The 17832-nt window shown below is 71.3% G+C and carries 13 protein-coding genes; 8 read left to right on the top strand and 5 right to left on the bottom strand.

Annotated elements, in window-relative coordinates:
• From CCR97_RS20750 to CCR97_RS20735, 4 genes are all read left to right on the top strand, one after another.
• Positions 1-1429 (top strand): S8 family peptidase (locus CCR97_RS20750; RefSeq protein WP_201159803.1); only part of this gene is annotated, 1429 nt, incomplete at its 5' end.
• A gap of 116 nt (positions 1430-1545) precedes the next feature.
• Positions 1546-3432 (top strand): ShlB/FhaC/HecB family hemolysin secretion/activation protein, encoded by a 1887-nt coding sequence (locus tag CCR97_RS20745; protein WP_111359433.1) that lies wholly within the window; start codon positions 1546-1548, stop codon positions 3430-3432.
• Between the two features lie 21 nt (positions 3433-3453).
• A complete protein-coding gene (locus CCR97_RS20740; protein WP_111359434.1) occupies positions 3454-4032 on the top strand; it encodes an invasion associated locus B family protein in 579 nt (192 codons plus the stop codon).
• 230 nt (positions 4033-4262) lie between these two features.
• Positions 4263-5891, top strand: coding sequence for a peptide chain release factor 3 (locus CCR97_RS20735; protein ID WP_111359435.1), 1629 nt, complete (start codon positions 4263-4265; stop codon positions 5889-5891).
• Positions 5892-6255: 364 nt separating this feature from the next.
• On the opposite strand, the gene CCR97_RS20730 is transcribed toward CCR97_RS20735, so the two are convergent.
• A complete protein-coding gene (locus CCR97_RS20730; RefSeq protein WP_146618988.1) occupies positions 6256-6609 on the bottom strand; it encodes a hypothetical protein in 354 nt (117 codons plus the stop codon).
• A gap of 291 nt (positions 6610-6900) precedes the next feature.
• On the opposite strand from CCR97_RS20730, the gene CCR97_RS20725 reads away from it, so the two are divergent.
• Positions 6901-8829 carry an FUSC family protein gene (locus CCR97_RS20725; RefSeq protein ID WP_201159801.1) on the top strand — a complete coding sequence of 643 codons (1929 nt, stop codon included), beginning with the start codon at positions 6901-6903 and terminating at the stop codon, positions 8827-8829.
• A 164-nt stretch (positions 8830-8993) separates the two neighbouring features.
• Here CCR97_RS20725 and CCR97_RS20720 read toward each other — a convergent pair whose 3' ends face one another.
• The 3 genes from CCR97_RS20720 to tpiA form a co-directional block, all read right to left on the bottom strand.
• The gene (locus CCR97_RS20720; RefSeq protein WP_111360584.1) at positions 8994-9893 is read right to left on the bottom strand and encodes an NAD(P)/FAD-dependent oxidoreductase; all 900 of its coding nucleotides are present in this window, start codon (positions 9891-9893) and stop codon (positions 8994-8996) included.
• Between the two features lie 67 nt (positions 9894-9960).
• Positions 9961-10263: a hypothetical protein gene (locus tag CCR97_RS20715; RefSeq protein WP_111360583.1), complete on the bottom strand. Its 303-nt coding sequence runs from the start codon at positions 10261-10263 to the stop codon at positions 9961-9963.
• A 296-nt stretch (positions 10264-10559) separates the two neighbouring features.
• The gene (tpiA, locus tag CCR97_RS20710; RefSeq protein ID WP_111356399.1) at positions 10560-11315 is read right to left on the bottom strand and encodes a triose-phosphate isomerase; all 756 of its coding nucleotides are present in this window, start codon (positions 11313-11315) and stop codon (positions 10560-10562) included.
• Between the two features lie 344 nt (positions 11316-11659).
• Here tpiA and CCR97_RS20705 point away from each other — a divergent pair, with 344 nt between their 5' ends.
• The 3 genes from CCR97_RS20705 to CCR97_RS20695 all read left to right on the top strand — a co-directional run bounded on the left by CCR97_RS20705 (position 11660) and on the right by CCR97_RS20695 (position 15567).
• Positions 11660-13567 (top strand): SurA N-terminal domain-containing protein, encoded by a 1908-nt coding sequence (locus tag CCR97_RS20705; protein ID WP_201159800.1) that lies wholly within the window; start codon positions 11660-11662, stop codon positions 13565-13567.
• Between the two features lie 26 nt (positions 13568-13593).
• On the top strand, positions 13594-15111 hold the full coding sequence (gene trpE, locus CCR97_RS20700) for an anthranilate synthase component I (RefSeq protein WP_111356400.1): 1518 nt from the start codon (positions 13594-13596) through the stop codon (positions 15109-15111).
• A 213-nt stretch (positions 15112-15324) separates the two neighbouring features.
• Positions 15325-15567 (top strand): AbrB/MazE/SpoVT family DNA-binding domain-containing protein, encoded by a 243-nt coding sequence (locus CCR97_RS20695; RefSeq protein WP_111356401.1) that lies wholly within the window; start codon positions 15325-15327, stop codon positions 15565-15567.
• 90 nt (positions 15568-15657) lie between these two features.
• Here CCR97_RS20695 and CCR97_RS32145 read toward each other — a convergent pair whose 3' ends face one another.
• Complete coding sequence (locus tag CCR97_RS32145; protein WP_201159799.1) at positions 15658-17667, bottom strand: methyl-accepting chemotaxis protein; 2010 nt, start codon at positions 17665-17667, stop codon at positions 15658-15660.
• Positions 17668-17832: the final 165 nt, after the last annotated feature.

Raw genomic sequence — 17832 nt, 5'->3', positions numbered from 1 at the left:
CGGGGGACGCGGCGGCCGCGGCGCCGGCGGCCCCGGCGGCAACAATCCGGGTGGCGGCCCGCCCCCCGGCCCGGGCCACGACCGCACCCCGAGCGAGCAGCAGATGAGCGGCGTCCCGCCGATCGGCGAGACCCGGTTCATCCCCAACGAGATCGTGCTGCAGATCCCGGCCAGCGTGTCGCGCGCCCAGGTCGAGGCGATCGCCCGGGCGCTCGGCGTGGACATCGCCTCGGCCGAGACGATCGGGCTCACCGGCCGCACCCTCTACAAGTTCCAGATGAAGGCCGGCCAGGACATCCGCGCCCTGATCCGCCAGCTCGAGCAGAACCGCATCGTCTCCTCGGCGCAGCCGAACTACGTCTACAACCTGGCACAGGCGGGCGTACCGGCGGGCGCGCCCGCCGCCGACCCGGCCGCCGACCCGGCCGCGGACACTGGCACCGGCTCGATCCCGCCGAACCCCGGGGGGCCCGAGACGGCCGCCTCCGGGTCGAGCGATCTCGCCAGCGATCTCGCCGCCCGCACCACGCTGCCGACCGGCGACCCGGCCCAGTACGTCATCCAGAAGCTCGGCCTCGGCGACGTCCACAAGAGCGTGCGCGGCGCCAACGTGACGGTCGCGGTGATCGACTCGGAGATCGACCTGCGCCACCCCGACCTTCAGGGCGTCCCGGTCGAGCGCTTCGACGCGACCGGCGCACCGAGCCGGCCGCACACCCACGGCACCGGCATGGCCGGCGCCATCGCGGCGCGCACCCGGCTGCTCGGCGTCGCGCCGGGCATCCGGCTCCTCGCCGTGCGGGCCTTCTCGGAGAGCGACAAGAGCGCCGAGGCGACCACGGCCCAGGTGATGAAGGGGCTCGACTGGGCGATCGCCAAGAACCCGCGCATCATCAACATGAGCTTCGCCGGCCCGCGCGACCTGATGACCGAGCGGCTGCTCGAGGCGGCGAGCAAGAAGGGCATCGTGCTGATCGCCGCGGCCGGCAATGCCGGGCCGAAGTCGCCGCCGCTCTATCCGGCGGCCGACCCGAACGTCATCGCCGTCTCGGCGACCGACAACGACGACAAGCCCTTCATCCAGGCCAATCGCGGCAAGCACATCGCCGTCGCGGCGCCGGGCGTCGACGTCCTGGTGCCCTCGCCCGAGGGCGCCTACCAGCTCACCACGGGCACCTCGGTCGCGGCCGCCCATGTCAGCGGCGTCGCGGCGCTGCTGATCGAGGCGCGGCCGAGCCTGACGCCGGCCGACGTCCGCGGCATCCTCACCCGGACGGCGAAGCCGCTCGGACCGGGCAAGGACGTGCAGGTCGGCGCCGGGCTCATCGATCCGATCCGCTCGCTCGCCGGCATCGTGCCGGCGGCGACCTCGCAGATCGCCCCGCCGCCGCTGCGGCCGGGCGTGATGCCGGCGATGCCGCTCCGCTGAGGCGGCCCGAGACCCGCCGCGTTCGCGCGGTGGCGACTTGACGAGAGACTTCAAGGACCGGGGACAAACCTCGGCCTCTTCTAATAAAATTTGTTGTCGCGTAAGGGCAGGCGGGAATGGGGACTGGAACGCGAGCCGGCGCATGGCCGGGGATCGAGCCGTCGCGGGGGACCGCGCGGCCGCCGTCGCGACGACACCCGGCCGAACGGCCGGGCGGTATCGCGCGCGCCCTGCCGGCCGCCGGCCTGGCGGCCCGCGGCTTTGCGGCCGCCGGGCTCGCCGTGCTCGCCCTCCTCGCCGCGGCCGCGCCGGCCGGCGCCCAGTATGTCGAGCGCAACCTGCCGCCCGCCCCGCCGCGCGGGACGGCGCCGGCCGTCGGCTACATCACCCCGGACCTCCTCAAGGGCGAGGACGACACGCCGCTGGGAGCCACCCTCTCGGGCATCGTCCTGCTCGGCGCCAAGGACCAGCCGCTCGCGGCGCCCAAGCGCAAGGGGGTCGAGGTCGAGCGCATCCCGGCGATCGACCCCGCGGGCTTGCGCACCCGCCTATCCACCCTGCTCGGCAAGCCGATCAGCCGCAAGCTGATCGCCGAGGTGCAGAAGACCATCTCGGCCGTCTACAAGGACGCCGGCCGCGCCTTCGTCTCGGTAACGATCCCGCCCCAGGAGATCACCGGCGGCACCCTCCAGGTCCGCGTGATCGAGTACAAGACCGGCCGCATCACGGTGACCGGGGCCGAGCGCACCGGCCACGACCACATCCGCACCCGGGTGCGGGTGACCCCGGGCGCGGCGATCGACAGCCGCCACCTCGAGACCGACCTCGACTGGCTGAACCGCAATCCCTTCCGGCGGGTCGAGGCGGTGTTCGGCCCCGGCCGCGACCTCGCCGAGGCGGATCTGAGCCTTCGCACCACCGAGCAGGCGCGGCCCTGGCAGGTCTACGCCGGCTACGCCAACACCGGCACGCTCTACACCAGCCGCGACCGCTGGTTCGTCGGCACCAATGTCGGGCTGCCCGGCGACGTCCTCGCCTCCTACCAGGCGACCGGCAGCCGCGACTTCTGGGTCGAGGACGGTCACCCGATCAACGATCCCGAGACGGCCAAGTACCAGAGCCACGCCGGCCGGGCGATCGTGCCGCTGTGGCCGCGGTCGAGCCTCGAGCTGATCGCCAACTACGTGCAGAGCAACGAGGAGCCGAACCTCTTCCTGCGCTATCGCACCCGCACGACCGAGCTCACGGCACTCCACCGCAGCGCCGTGCAGAACGTGCTGCCGTGGGCGTTCGGCGACCTGCTGCTCGGCGTCGAGACCAAGCACCAGACCCGCGAATTGTTCTTCGTCGGCTTCCCGATCGCCGACTTCTCGACCGACGTGTTCCAGATGGTCGGCGGCTGGGCCGGCCGCTTCCGCGACCCGTGGGGCGTGAACGATCTCGACGTGCGGCTGAAGGCCAATCCGGGCCACATGCTGCCGGGCAACACCTCGGCGGCGTGGCAGGTGTTCACCAACGGGCGCGTCGACGACATCCACTACGCCTACGGCACCGTCGCTTATGTCCACACGACGCCGCTGCCGAAGGACTTCGTGCTGACCAACGAGCTGTTCGCCCTGATCTCCGGCGAGCCGCTGCCCGACACCGAGCGCATCTCGCTCGGCGGCGCCTTCACGGTGCGCGGCTACATGACCGAGGACCGCACCGTCGACCAGGCCGTGATCTCGCGCAACACGCTCTTCCTGCCGGGCTACTCGTTCGGCGAGGCGCTCAAGATCAAGGGCCTGAACGACAAGCTGGTGCCCTACGTGTTCTCCGACGTCGGCTGGGGCCGCGACATCTTCTTCGGCTACGAGACGACGCTCGCCTCGGTGGGCGCCGGCTTCGACGACACGGTCGGCCCGTTCCGGGCCAACATCGCGGCCGGCTATGCGCTGCTCGACGGCCCCCATACGCCGGCCGGCACCTGGCGCATCCACGCGCGCGTGACCGCCACCTACTGACCCCGCTTCCTGGAAGGACCGATGCCCCGCAGCCCCCTGCTCTGCCTCGCCTCGTCGCTCGTCACCACGGCGATCGTCACGGCCGTCCTGGCCGCGTCGCCCGCCCTCGCCCAGGCTCCGACGCCGGCTCCGACCCAGAATGCGCCGGCCAGCGGTGCGCCGACCCGCACCACCGCGACCTACGAGGACTGGACGGTGCGCTGCGAGACGCCGCCCGGCGCCCAGCAGAAGACCTGCGAGGTGTTCCAGGCCCAGCAGCAGCAGGGTCAGGCCGGTCCGGTTTCGCAGATCGCCATCGGCCGCGCCGGCAAGACCGGACCGCACAAGCTGGTCGCGCAGATCCCCGTCAACGTCTGGCTCGCCACCGCGCCGCGCCTCCTGCTGGACGACAAGCAGGCGCCGATCGCGCTCGGCTTCAAGCGCTGCGTACCGGGCGGCTGCTTCGCCGACGCCGACATTCCGGACGACCTCCTGCGCCGCCTGAAGGCGCGGGCCGAGCCCGGCCGCCTCGAGTACAAGGACGCGATCCAGCGCGACGTCGGCATCCCGGTGTCGTTCAAGGGCTTTTCCCAGGCGATCGACGCGCTGGCCAAGCAGTAGAGCAGCGACACATCCAGTCATTCCGGGGCGCCGCGCAGCGGCGAACCCGGAATCCAGCGTCGCGACATCAGCGTTCGCGGCTGGATTCCGGGTCCGGCGCGTTGCGCCGGCCCGGAATGACCACCCAGCCCTTGCCCCTGCGCCAATTCCCTGCCACATGGCGCGGCATGACCCAGCCGCTTCGTGATCCGGACCCGGCGCTCGCAGAGCCGGCCGCCGATTCGTCCGCCCTGCCCGACGCAGCTCTCGCCGCGCCCGAGAGCGCTGCGCCCGCCGCCGCCTCGCCGCTGGCGAGCGAGGTCGAGCGCCGGCGCACCTTCGCCATCATCTCGCACCCGGACGCCGGCAAGACGACGCTGACCGAGAAGCTCCTCCTGTTCGGCGGCGCCATCAATCTCGCCGGCGAGGTCAAGGCCAAGAAGAACCGGCGCGACACCCGCTCCGACTGGATGTCGATCGAGCGCGAGCGCGGCATCTCGGTGGTCACCTCGGTGATGACGTTCGACTACCGCGACCGCGTCTTCAATCTCCTCGACACGCCCGGCCACGAGGACTTCTCGGAGGACACCTACCGCACCCTCACGGCCGTCGACTCGGCCGTCATGGTGATCGACGCCGCCAAGGGCATCGAGGCGCGCACCCGAAAGCTATTCGAGGTGTGCCGGCTGCGCGACATTCCGATCGTCACCTTCATCAACAAGATGGACCGCGAGAGCCGCGATCCCTTCGAGATCCTCGACGAGATCGAGAAGACGCTGGCGCTCGACACGACGCCGATGACCTGGCCGATCGGCCGCGGCCGCGACTTCGTCGGGACCTTCGACATCGAGCGCGGCGGCGTGCGGCTGCTCGACGCCAAGGACGACTCCGGCCCGCCCATGCACATGGAGATGAGCGAGATCGCGGCGCTGAACGCCTCGCTCGACGCCGGCGCGATCGCGGCCGAGATGGAGCTGGTCTCCGAGGCGTGCCCGCGCTTCGATCTCGCCGCGTTCCTCGAAGGCCATCTGACCCCGGTCTATTTCGGCAGCGCCCTGAAGAACTTCGGCGTCCGCGACCTGTTGGACGGCCTGCACCGGTTCGCGCCCCCGCCGCGAGCGCAGAACTCGGACGCCGGGCCGATCGACGCCGCCGACCCGCGCATGTCGGCCTTCGTGTTCAAGATCCAGGCGAACATGGATCCGAACCACCGCGACCGCATCGCCTTCGCGCGCCTCTGCTCGGGCAAGCTGGTGCGCGGCATGAAGGCGAAGCTGGTGCGCACCGGCAAGCCGGTGACGCTGTCGACGCCGCACTTCTTCTTCGCCCAGGACCGCTCGCTCGCCGACGAGGCCTTCGCCGGCGACGTGGTCGGCATCCCGAACCACGGCACGCTGCGCATCGGCGACACGTTGACCGAGGGCCGCGACATCACCTTCGTCGGCGTGCCGAGCTTTGCTCCTGAAATCCTCAGGCGCGTCCGACTGTCCGATGCGATGAAGGCGAAGAAGCTCAAGCAGGCGCTGCAGGAGCTGGCCGAGGAAGGCGTCGTCCAGGTGTTCCGCCCGACCGACGGCTCGCCGGCGTTGGTCGGCGTCGTCGGCCCGCTGCAGCTCGACGTGCTGAAGGCGCGGCTCGCCGCCGAGTACGGCCTGCCGGTCGAGTTCGAGCCGGCCGAGTTCCAGCTCGCCCGCTGGATCGCCTCGGACGACAAGACGGCGTTCGAGACTTTCGTGGCGGCGAACCGCTCCGGCATCGCCGAAGATCTCGACGGCGACCTCGTCTACTTGGCCCGCAACGAGTTCTATCTCGGCTACACGCGCGAGCGCGCCCCGAACATCACCTTCACTGACGTGAAGGAGACCCAGAAGGCGAAGTGAGGGGCGAGCGCTCGAGCTACGCTCCCGCCGGTCTCCCGAGGAGCTCCCCGACGGCGAGTCTCGAAGGATGAAAGCTCCCGCCGTCGTCCTTCGAGCTCGACTTTCAGCCGAGCACCTCGGGGGACGGGACGGATCATATCAGCGGCCCCGAACCTCGACCCGTCATCCTGAGGCGCTCGCCGCAGGCGAGCCTCGAAGGATGCGGCCCGGGCCGTCGCCCTTCGAGGCTCGGGCTTCGCCCGAGCACCTCAGGGTGACGGTGAGAGTCAGGGTTGAAGGCCGCTGGTATCAAAATTCGTTCGTGGGCGAGCCGGCCTATTCCTGAACGCCTTTCACGACACTCGTGACGGCGTGGATATAGTTATTACGCCGCGAGTGCCTGGGCTTTTTCGGGTGTTTTGGCAGGATGTGCGAGATCGAACCAGGCGGCGGCCTCGGCGCGGTCGCGGCACATGAACACGCCGACGTTCTCCATGGCGCCCGGGACGTAGTGGTCGAAGCCCTCGACCATCAGGAGCCCATAGCCGGCCGGCTCGGCGGCATCGGGCCACAGGGCGTAAACGACGGAATAATCGAGCAGAACATCGCTCGGCATCTCGGTGTTCGCCTGTGCCCTGGCGAGCAGCGGACGGCGATCCGTCAGCCTGCACAGCTCGATCAGCGCCTCGAGCGAGACAGTGATGGTCATCTCAAAGTGCCTTCTGATCACGGCATGCAATCCATGCCTCCTTCGAGATACGTCTTTCAAAACCACCTTCAACCCTTTTTCATGATGGATTTTGAAAATGCCTTTTCTTTGTGCACAGAAGCTCCCTTTAAAACCATTCCTTATACCCGATAAGCCGCACCCCGACGCTCGGGCCTCCACTGCCGCGCGGCTGGAGCCCCGACCGCAACCGCGGGACGAGCATTCCGGAGTTGCCGCCTCCGCGGGTTGCCATGCGGCACCGTCCGGGGCACAACGGTGCCGCAGTGCAGCATTGCCGCCGCCTGCCACCCCCGGATCCTCATGCTCGCGACCCTGAAACGCTGGTCGGGCCTCGACCGCGCCTCCCTCCTCCATGCCGCCGGCCTCGCCGGCTCGGCCTGGCTCGCCTTCGCGATCGCCGCCGCCCTGCACGTCCAGAACGCCTACTGGGCCGCCATGCCGGTCTTCGTGGTGGCGCAGGCCTCGCGCGGCCTCCTCATCGAGCGCGCCTTCTACCGCCTGGTCGGCACCGGGCTCGGCGCGGCGCTCGGCTTCGCCATCGTGCGGCTCGGCCAGCCGGTGGCGGAGCTCGCGCTGCTCGCCGTCGTGGTCGCGATCGGGGCCGGGCTCACCCACATCCTGCGCGGCGTCCACTCGTACGGTACGTTCATGGTCGGCATGACGGCGGCCGTGGTGGTGTTCCCCTCGGTGCTGGCGCCGGAGCACGCCACCGAGATCGCCGTCGCCCGTGTCGAATGCACGTTCATCGGCGTCCTGGTCGTCACGCTGGTGATGGGGCTGATCACGCCCTTCTCGCGCCGCGACGCCTTCTACCGGCGCGCCCGCAAGCTCGCGGCCGAGGCGGTGAGCTTCGCGGCGACCGCGGTCGCCGGCACGGCGGGACGGCCGTCGGCCGACGACGAGCGCGCCGTGCTGGCCGAGATCGCCGACGTCGACGCGCTCGCCGTGATGGTCTCGGCCGGCTCGGTCGAGGGCTATCGGCGGCTGCGCCACGTCAACGCGCTGGTGTCGGGCGCGATCGAGATCATGGCGGCGGGCCGCGGCGCCGGCGCCCGGGTCCGCCGCGGCGAGGCGCTGCCAGCCGGGCTGGCGGAACGATTGCACGCGGTCGCCGCGGTGCTGCGCGGACCGCCCGGCGGCACGGCCGTGCTGTCGCTCGGGCCAGAACTCTCGGCAGGGCCGCCCGAGGTCGTTCGCATCGCCGCCTCGCTCGAACAGATCCTCGCCGCCGGCCGCGCGCTGTTCGCCGAGCCGGGGGCGGCCGACGCCACCTCGTTCGGTCCCAAGGCCCGCTATCTCGCGCCCTATCGCGACTGGATCCTCGCCCGCGACACCGGGCTCGCCGCCGGCTCCGCGACCTTCGCGGCCGGCCTCGTCGGCTGGTGGACCGGCTTCCCGGCGGCCGAGCTGGCGGCGCTCGGCATCTGCATCTTCTCCATGGTGCTCGGCTCGATGCCGACGCCGCAGAAGATCGCGCCGCTCTTGTTCGGCGGCGTCGTCGCGGGCGTGCTGGCCGCGATCCTCTATCGGCTCGCGGTCCAGCCCACGGTGCCGAGCGTGCCCGCCGTGGTGCTCTCGGTGCTGCCCTTCATCGTCGTGGGCGCGCTCCTGCGGTCGAGCCCCAAGACCGCGATCCCGGCCATGGACTTCAACATGTGCTTCCTGCTGGCGAGCCAGGCCGGACTGCCGGCGACGACACAGGTCGGCACCGTGCTGATCGATTCCCTCGCCCTGGTGGTCGCCGCGGGCCTCGCCAGCGGCGGGCATCTGCTGATGCCGCGCCAGTCCGAGATCCACGCCGCCGCGGCGGCCGGCGCCATCCGGTCCGACATCGCGGCCATGATCGCCCGCTTCGCGCCGAGCGCGCGTGCCGGCTGGAACCCGCACGCCTCGCTCCGCATGCTGCGGCTCCTCCTGCATCTGCGCCGCGCCGGCGATTTCGGCGACGCCGCCCCGCAGGGGTTGCTCGCGGCCCTCAATCTCGGCCACGCCGTCATGGATCTGCAGACGCTCGCCCGCGACGAGACCCGCACGGCCGCGATGCGGTCGCGCGCCGAGAGCGCGTTGACGATGCTCGCCGGCTTCTCCGAGGATCCCGAAGGCGTCGCCGACCGGCTCGAGCCGCTGGCGACGACCGCCGACGATCCCGCCCTCGCCCGCGCCACCGGCGCCGCGGCGGACGCGCTGCGGCCCGGGGCGACGCTGTTCAGGTTCGGCACCAACCGCTGATCCTGATTCCGATGGATCAGCTCTCGGTCATTCCGGGGCGCGGCGGAGGCGCGAACCCGGAATCCAGCGGCGAACTCGTGGATCCGGGCTGGATTCCGGGTTCGGCGCTACGCGCCGCCCCGGAATGACCAGCGAGGTGATCTAGCGCGGCCGGCTGATCGCGCTCAGCAGAAATTCCGGTCCAGCGCGTTGTGGATGGCGGTCGCGGCGATGGCCGCGTGGCCGGTGGCGACGCTGATCTGGTGGAGGTCGGTCGTCACGTCGCCGGCGGCGAAGAGAAGCGGCACGGCGGTCTGCTGCTTGCCGTCCGCGGTGAGGCAGCCGCCGTCGGTCGCATGGGCGCCGAGCGAAATGGCGAGATCGGAGCGCGCCTGCGCGCCCATCGCCGGATAGAGCACGTCGAGCCCGATGCGGGCGCCGTCCGCCGCCGTCGCGACGATCCGGTCGCCGTCGGGCGCGAGGTCGTGGATCGGCCCCGGCGCGATCGTCAGACCGGCCGCCGCGGCCTCGCGGGCCTCGTTCTCCGGAAGCCGCTCGTCGTCGAGCGGCAGCACCACGACGGACCGGCTGAAGGTGCGCAGGAACAGCGCCTTCGCGGTGGCGCGCCGGATCGGCCCGACGACGCCGATCGTCTGGTCGATCGCCTCGTAGGCGTCGCAGACCGGGCAGTAGCGCACCCGCGCCGCCTTCACCAGCGCCTGCAGGGCGGGCAACGCGGGGCTCTCGTCGACGATGCCGGTGGCGATCAGGGCGGCGCGGGCCCGCACCACCGCGGTCCCGACGGACGCCTCGAACAGGCCGTCCGGCTTCACCAGCCGCTCGACCTCGCCGTGCCGAAGGTCGGCGCCGTAGCGCTCCGCCTGGTCGCGCAGCCGCATCAGGAGGGCCGGCCCGGCGATGCCGGCAAAGCCCGGATAGTTGTGGGATTCCGGGATCCACGCGGCGCGGCTTTCGCCCGCATCGTAGAGCACGACGCGGCGGCGGAAGCGCGCCAGGTAGATGGCCGCGGTGAGCCCGGCCGGCCCGCCGCCGACGATCACGCAGTCCGCCGTCTCGTCCGTCATGAGAAGATCGCCCGTCGCCCGCCTCGCTGCGGACCAACGCGGGACGGACGCGCGCGTTCGGCGCGGCTCAGTACGGCGGGCGCGAGAGGCGGCGGATGTTGTCCTCGACGCAGCGGCGCACCGGGACGAGCGCCTGCTGGGCGGCGTCGTCGAAGCTGCCGCCGGTCAGCAGCGTGCGCATCGCGGCCGCCTCGGCCTCGAGGCCGGCGACGACCTTCTCGGCGACCATGCGGTGCGCCTCGCGGAACGCGGCGGGACCGCCGCGCGCGAGCGTCATGGTGCGCATCGCGATGACGGCCTGGGCGCTGAAGGAGAGTCCGGCGATGTCGAGGAATCGAGAGAAGGGGTCGGGGGTCACAGGGTTGTTCATGGCACGCCTCCGGCGCCGCAGGCCGGGGCAACGGCCGGGGTCGCGGCCGAGGCGAATCATCTCACGGAATTCGTAAGGTCCGGTAAAAGCGGAGGCGAATTCCGCAGCAGGTGGCCGCTCGGTCCCGCTCGTCCGCGACCGCGCCATGGGATGCACAAATCGCTTGTGCCGCGCGGAGAAGAGTCATGCGCGGGCTCGACCCGCGCATCCATCACTTCATCAAAAAGCGTTCTGTCGCAGGGAGATGGGTCGCCGGGTCGAGCCCGGCGACGACGCTCCGGCCGAGAGACTCGCGTCTACCGATACGCCCCCGCGATCCCCAAGAAGTCCGTCGCCTTGAGGCTGGCGCCGCCGACCAGGGCGCCGTCGACATTGGCGACCGCCATCAGCTCGGCGGCGTTCGACGGCTTCACCGAGCCGCCGTAGAGGACCCGCACGCCCTCCCCTTCGGCGCCGAAGCGCGCCACCAGGCGGTCGCGGATGAAGCCGTGCGCTTCGGCGACGTCGGCCACCGTCGGGGTGAGGCCGGTGCCGATCGCCCACACGGGCTCGTAGGCGACCACGAGATTCGCCGCCGTCGACCCGTCGGGCAGCGAGCCGGCGAGCTGCACGCCTAGCACCTCCAGCGTCTTGCCGGCGACCCGCTCGTCCTTGGTCTCACCGATGCAGACGATCGCGGTCAGGCCCGCCCGCCAGGCGGCGAGCGCCTTGGCGCGCACCTCGGCGTCGCTCTCCTTGTGGTAGGTGCGGCGCTCCGAGTGGCCGACGATCACGGCGGTCGCCCCGGCCTCGGCCAGCATCTCGGCCGCGATGTCGCCCGTGAAGGCGCCCGACGGCTCGGCGTGGCAGTCCTGCGCTCCGATCGCGACCTTGGTGCCGATCGCCACCGCGGCCGCCGTGTAGACCAGCGTGGCGGGCGGGCAGATCAGGATGTCCGTGGTCCGCCACAGCCCGTCGAGCCCTTGGGAGATCAGGCTGATCTCGTTCAGGGAGGCCTTCAGCCCGTTCATCTTCCAGTTGCCCGCCACCAGCGGGCGCCGCTCAGCCGCCATCTCGTCCTCGCGATGCTCGAAGGCCCGAATCGAAGGCGCGACGCCGCGCGCCGGCCGGCCCGACCGGGGCCTCTCAGGGTCGCCCGGGTTATGCCACGATCGTACCGCCGGTGCGACAAAATCCGTCGTGCCTCAGGCCTTTCGGCGAAGTTGCGGGGGTGCGGCGCCCCCCCTATGATGCGCGCCGCCGCCGACCGGCCGACGATGATCGTCCGCGACGGCGCTCCCCCACGCGCGCCGCCGGCCTGGCCGGCGGGCAGCGCGACCGATCGACGGGGCCCGCTTCCTCGACCCGACCCACGGATGTCGCGTGAAGGCGCCCCCAACCATTGCGAACAGGACTCATGCTCCGCGGAATCCGCAAAGCCTCATCCAACTGGCTCGGCAAGATCGTCATGGCGGCCGTCGTCGGCTTCCTGGTCATCAGCTTCGCGATCTGGGGGATCGGCGACATCTTCCGCGGCTTCGGCGTGTCGACGGTCGCGACCATCGGCAAGAGCGAGATCACCATCGAGCAGTTCCGGCAGACCTACAACGACCGGCTGCAGCAGTACGGCCGCCAGATCGGCCGGCCGATCACGCCCGACCAGGCGCGCGCCGCCGGGCTCGACCGCCAGATCCTCACCACCCTGATCGCCGAGGCCGTGCTCGACGAGCGCGCCCGCCAGCTCGGCCTCGCCGTGTCGGACGAGGAGGTGGTGCGGCAGATCATGCAGGATCCGGTGTTCCGCGGCATCGACGGGAAGTTCGACCAGCAGCGCTTCGCCTATCTGATCCGCCAGGCCGGCTACAACGAGCAGCGCTTCATCGCCGAGCAGCGCCGCATGTCGCTGCGCCGCCAGCTCGCCGGCTCGATCGGCGGCGAGGTCGCGGCCCCGGTGACGACGGCCGAGGCGATGGCCCGCTATGAGAACGAGGAACGCTTCGTCGACTATGTCGTGCTCGACGCCGCCAAGGCGGGCGACCTTCCGGTTCCGACCCCGGAGGAGCTGCAGGCCTACTACGACCAGCGCAAGTTCCTGTTCCGCGCGCCCGAATACCGCAAGGTGATGCTGCTCGAGCTGACGCCGGAGCAGATCGCCGGCACCATCGAGGTCAGCGACGCCGACGCCAAGCAGGCCTACGAGGCGGCGCAGACCCGCTTCACCGTGCCGGAGAAGCGGCAGGTGCAGCAGATCGCCTTCCCGACGCCCGAGGAGGCGAAGGCGGCCCAGGAGAAGCTCGCCGCCGGCACCACGTTCGAGGCGCTCGCCGCCGAGCGCAACGTCGCCCCCGCCGATCTCGATCTCGGCCTGGTGGCGAAGGCCGACATGCTCGACCCGGCGATCGCCGAGGCCGCCTTCGGCCTGCCGGACGGCGGCATCAGCGCCCCGGTCACCGGCCGCTTCACCACCGCGATCCTGCGGGTGACCAAGATCGAGCCGGGCCACACCCAGCCGTTCGCCGAGATCGAGGCGCAGATCAAGAAGGACCTCGCGGTCGACCGCGCCCGCGCGTCGCTCGCCGACCTGCGCGACAAGATCGAGGACGAGCTCGCCGCCGGCAGCCGGCTCGACGAGATCGGCGCCAAGTTCAAGCTGCCGGTGCGCACCATCGACGCGGTCGACCGCTCCGGCCGCACACCGGACGGCCAGACTACCGCGCTGCCCGCCAATGTCGACGTGCTCGGCCCCGTCTTCGCGACCCAGATCGGCGTCGAGAACGAGCCGCTGTCGATCACGGGCGGCGGCTCCCTGTGGTACGAGGTCGCCGGCATCACGCCGTCGCGCGAGCGGCCGTTCGACGAGGTCAAGGACCGGGTCGCCGAGCGCTGGCGCTCCGACGAGATCGGCAAGCGCTTGACCGCCAAGGCGAACCAGATGGTCGAGGCGCTCAAGGCCGGCGGCTGGTTCGCCGATGTCGCGACCAAGGACGGCCTCAAGGTCGAGACCGCCCCGGCGCTGAAGCGGCGCGCCCGCGGGCCGCTGCCGACCGACGTCGTCGAGCTGGTGTTCAAGACGCCGAAGGACGGCGTCGGCACGGCGGCGGGCTCCGGCCCGACCGAGCGCATCGTCTTCAAGGTGACGGACATCAAGCCGCCGCCCTTCGACGCCGGCAGCGCCGACGTCAAGAAGCTCGTCGAGCAGCTCCGCAACGCCTATGCGGACGACGTGATGGCGCAGTACGTCGCCCAGCTGCAGAACGAGCTGAACGTGAAGATCAACCAGACGGCGCTCGCGCAGGCCGTCGGACGGGGCTCGGCCGAGCAGTAAGACGGCCGACGCGAGCGTGGCGTGACATGCAGATCGAACCGCAGGCGGACGCTTTCGTGGACGCCTATGGGCGCGGCATCGCCCAGGTCGTCTCCACCACGCTGGTGGCCGACCTGGAGACGCCGGTCTCCGCCTTCATCAAGGTGGCGGACGGCAAGCCGGCGAGCTTTCTCCTGGAGTCGGTCGAAGGTGGCGCGGTGCGCGGCCGCTACTCGATCATCGGGCTCGATCCCGACCTCGTATTCCGGGTGCGCGACGGCAAAGCCGAGATCGCGCGACCGGGGCGCGGGGTTCCCGATACTGTCACGCCCTGCCCCGAGCCGCCGCTCGCGGCGTTGCGCAAGCTGATCGCCGACAGCCGCATCGTGCTGCCCGACGCGCTGCCGCCGATGGCGGCCGGCGTCTTCGGCTATCTCGGCTACGACATGGTGCGGCAGATGGAGGAGATCGGGGCCGCCAATCCGGACCCGATCGGCATCCCGGACGCCGTGCTGCTGCGGCCGACCATCGTCATCGTGTTCGACGCCGTGAAGGACACCATCACGGTGGTGACGCCGGTGCGGCCCGATCCTGCCGTCCCGGCCCGCCTCGCCCACGCGCGCGCCGTGGAGCGGCTCACCACCGTGGTCGACGCGCTCGACCGCCCGCTCCTGAAGGAGCAGGCCGCGACGATCGCCGAGCTGCCGGACCCGGCACCCGTCTCCAACACCACGCCGGACGAGTACGCCGCGATGGTGCGGCGGGCCAAGGAGTACATCGCGGCCGGCGACATCTTTCAGGTCGTGCTGGCGCAGCGGTTCTCGACGCCGTTCGCGCTGCCGCCCTTCGCACTCTATCGCGCGCTGCGCCGCGTGAACCCGGCGCCGTTCCTGTTCTTCGTCGATCTCGGCGGCTACGCGGTGGTCGGGTCCAGCCCCGAGATTCTGGTGCGGGTGCGCGAAAACACCGTGACGATCCGGCCGATCGCCGGCACCCGGCCGCGGGGCGCCACCCCGCACGAGGACAAGGCGCTGGAGGAGGAGCTGCTCGCCGACCCGAAGGAGTGCGCCGAGCACCTGATGCTGCTCGACCTCGGCCGCAACGATGTCGGCCGGGTCGCCGAGATCGGCACCGTTACGGTGACGGACCAGTTCTTCATCGAGCGCTACAGCCAGGTGATGCACATCGTCTCGAACGTCGAGGGCACACTCAGCTCCTCGCACGACGCGCTCGACGCCCTGGCGGCGGGCTTTCCGGCCGGCACGGTCTCGGGCGCGCCGAAGGTGCGGGCCATGCAGATCATCGACGAGCTGGAGAAGGAGAAGCGCGGCCTCTACGCCGGCTGCGTCGGCTACTTCTCGGCGGCGGGCGAGATGGACTCGTGCATCGTGCTGCGCACCGCGCTGGTGAAGGACGGGACCATGTATGTCCAGGCCGGCGCCGGCATCGTCGCGGACTCGAACCCGGCCGCCGAGCAGCAGGAATGCGTCAACAAGGCCAAGGCCCTGTTCCGCGCCGCCGAGGAGGCGCGCCGGTTCGCCAGCGCGGCGAAGCGCGGGCAGTAGCGGGGCAAGAGATCGGCGGCGCACCGCCGGTTCCCGGACGACGATGGCGGCCCCGCTTGCGAACCGAAACCTCCGAGCGATACCTAACCCGCTGAACTAGCCCACCTCCCCGTTTTCGGATCATGGCCGGCATGGCGGGTTTCCGGTTGCGTCCGTGCGGCCGGATCGGTAGGACACCCGCCGTTCTCGAGACGTCGAATTGCGGAGGCCGAGGTGCAGGTCGCGAAGTGGGGTGACAGTCTGGCGGTGCGCCTGCCCAAGGAGGTCGTCGAGGTGCTCGGCCTGCAGGAAGGCTCGACCGTCGAGCTGCGCGTCGCCGGCCCCGCGACCTTCGAGATCGCCAGCGCCCCGACCATCGAGGAGATCCTCGCCCAGGCGATGCGGCTGCGCGCCGACCTCGCCGACGCCGGCCGCTTCGTCGAAGTGCCGGACGACGGCCAGGGCCGCCTTTTCTAGATCGCCCTCGAAAGCGCCGCGCGCCCGAAACGCGGCGGGGAGACGGTCGGCGTCGCCGTGGGCGACCAGCCGTCCCCCCTCGAAGCAGTGTCAGGCGGCGCGGACCTCCTCCAAAAATCCATCGACGCCCTGCTTCAAGCGATCCGACTGGCGGGCGAGCGCGCCGGCCGCGTCGAGGACCTCGCCGGCGGCGCCGCCGACCGCCGTCGCCGCCTGGGTGACGCCGACGATGTTGCCCGACACCTGCTGGGTGCCGCGCGCCGCCTCCTGGACGTTGCGGGCGATCTCGCGGGTCGCCGCCGCCTGCTCCTCGATCGCCGAGGCGATCGTCGTCGAAATGCGGCTCACCTCGTCGATGGTGCCGGCGATGCCGCGGATCGCGTCGACGGCGTCGCTGGTGGCGTCCTGGATGTCGGCGATCTGAGCGGCGATCTCCTCGGTCGCCGTGGCGGTCTGGTTGGCGAGCGACTTCACCTCCGAGGCGACGACCGCGAAGCCCTTGCCGGCTTCGCCGGCCCGGGCCGCCTCGATGGTGGCGTTGAGCGCCAGCAGGTTCGTCTGCGACGCGATGGTCTGGATGAGCCCGACCACCTCGCCGATCTTGTGGGCGCCGTCGGCGAGCCGCTGCACGGTCGCGTCGGTGTGGCGCGCCGCCTCCACGGCGCGGTCGGCGATGGACGAGGACTGCGCCACCTGCCGGCCGATCTCCTGGGTGGTGACGGACAGCTCCTCGGCCGCCGTCGCGACGGTCTGGACGTTGACCGAGGTCTGCTCGGCGGCGGCCGCCACGGCGGTCGCCTTGCTGGTGCTGTCGCGCGCCGTCGCGCTCAGCGACTGCGCCGTCGCCTCCATGCCGGCGGCGGCCGCCGACAGGCTGCGCACCAATTCGCCGATCTCGGTCTGGAAGCGGTTCGTCACGGCGTCGACGCGCTGCGCCCGCTCGTCCTTGGCCTGGCGCTCGGCGTCGCGGGCCGCACTCATCCGCTCGGCCACGATGGCGTTCTCGCGCAGGACCTCGAGCGCCTGCGCCATGTCGCCGAGCTCGTCGGAGCGGTCGCGGCCCGGCACCGCGACGTCGTTCTGCTTCTCGGCCAGCTTGCCGATCACCCCGGTGAGGTCGGCGACCGGCCGCAGTACCCGACGCCCGAAGGCGACGGCGGCGCCCGCCACGGCAGCGACCGCGACCGCCATGAAGGCGAGCGCGAGAACGAGCTGGACGAGGGCGTCGTGCCGCTCGGCCGCCACCACCTCGGCCGCGGTGGCGAGCGCCGCGTCGCGCGGCAGCAGGATGCTCTGCAGCCCGGGAAGGTGGCGGCGCCGATAATCGGGGATCGAGATCGGGTACTTTCCGTCGCTCAGCCCGGCCGACATGATCTGCGCGTAGAGGGCGCCGATCTCGCCGAAGAAGCGCTGCTTCACCGCCGCCATCGCCTCCGCCACCTGGGGCGGATCGCCGAGCCGGCGGGAGGCCGCGACGATGCTGAGCCAGTCCTGCTCCATGCGCCCGCGCATCTCGGCGATGCGGTCGAGCTGCTCGCGGGTCATCGGCGCGCCGGAGTTCATCGCCTGGATCAGGACGGTGCCGCGATCGCCGCCGTTGAGCCGCATCGCCGCGCTCTTGCGGGCGATGTCGATATAGGTCGCGACTCCCCGGATTTGGCCGGCGGCCGCGGCGTCGACCGCGTCGACCAGAGAGTCGAGCGTCGCGTAGGTCTTGTCGGACAGGACGACAGAGGCCGAAAAGGCCTCCGGATCACGCTCCTTTTTCGGCCGCGCCACGGCAGCGTCCACGCCCTGTCGGAGGTTCTTCAGATCGGCGGCGACCCGGCCGAGCGTCTCGATCGGCCCGCGGGAGTCGAGCGACGAACCGCGCAGCAGGTCGACGGCCGCCGCCAGCCGCGCATCGGTCTCCTCGCGCTGCTTGGCGATCGTCGCCCGCGTGGCCGCATCCATGGCCGCATCGGCGGAGAGGCCGAGGTTGTAGTGGCCGCGCTCGGCGGCGAGGCTCTCCGGGATCCGCATCGCCGTCGTCACGACCGCGACGGCGTCCCCGGAGACGCGCGCGCGAGACACCCGCGCGAGACCGTCCTGAACCAGCATACCGGCTGTCACCAACCCCGGCACGGACGCTCCGGCCAGGCAGATAAGGAACATCGTCCTAATGCGCATTTCCAGCCACCCATTCGAAACCTCGACTTTCGAATTAGCCCGCGTTTCATAATTTCTCCTGAACATCGTACCTCTGTTTGGAATGGTAGGGATGCA

The organism is Rhodoplanes elegans, assembly GCF_016653355.1.
Taxonomy (GTDB): domain Bacteria; phylum Pseudomonadota; class Alphaproteobacteria; order Rhizobiales; family Xanthobacteraceae; genus Rhodoplanes; species Rhodoplanes elegans.
The sequence above is the reverse complement of the archived record's forward strand: the minus strand, read 5'-3'. Positions and strand labels throughout refer to the sequence as shown.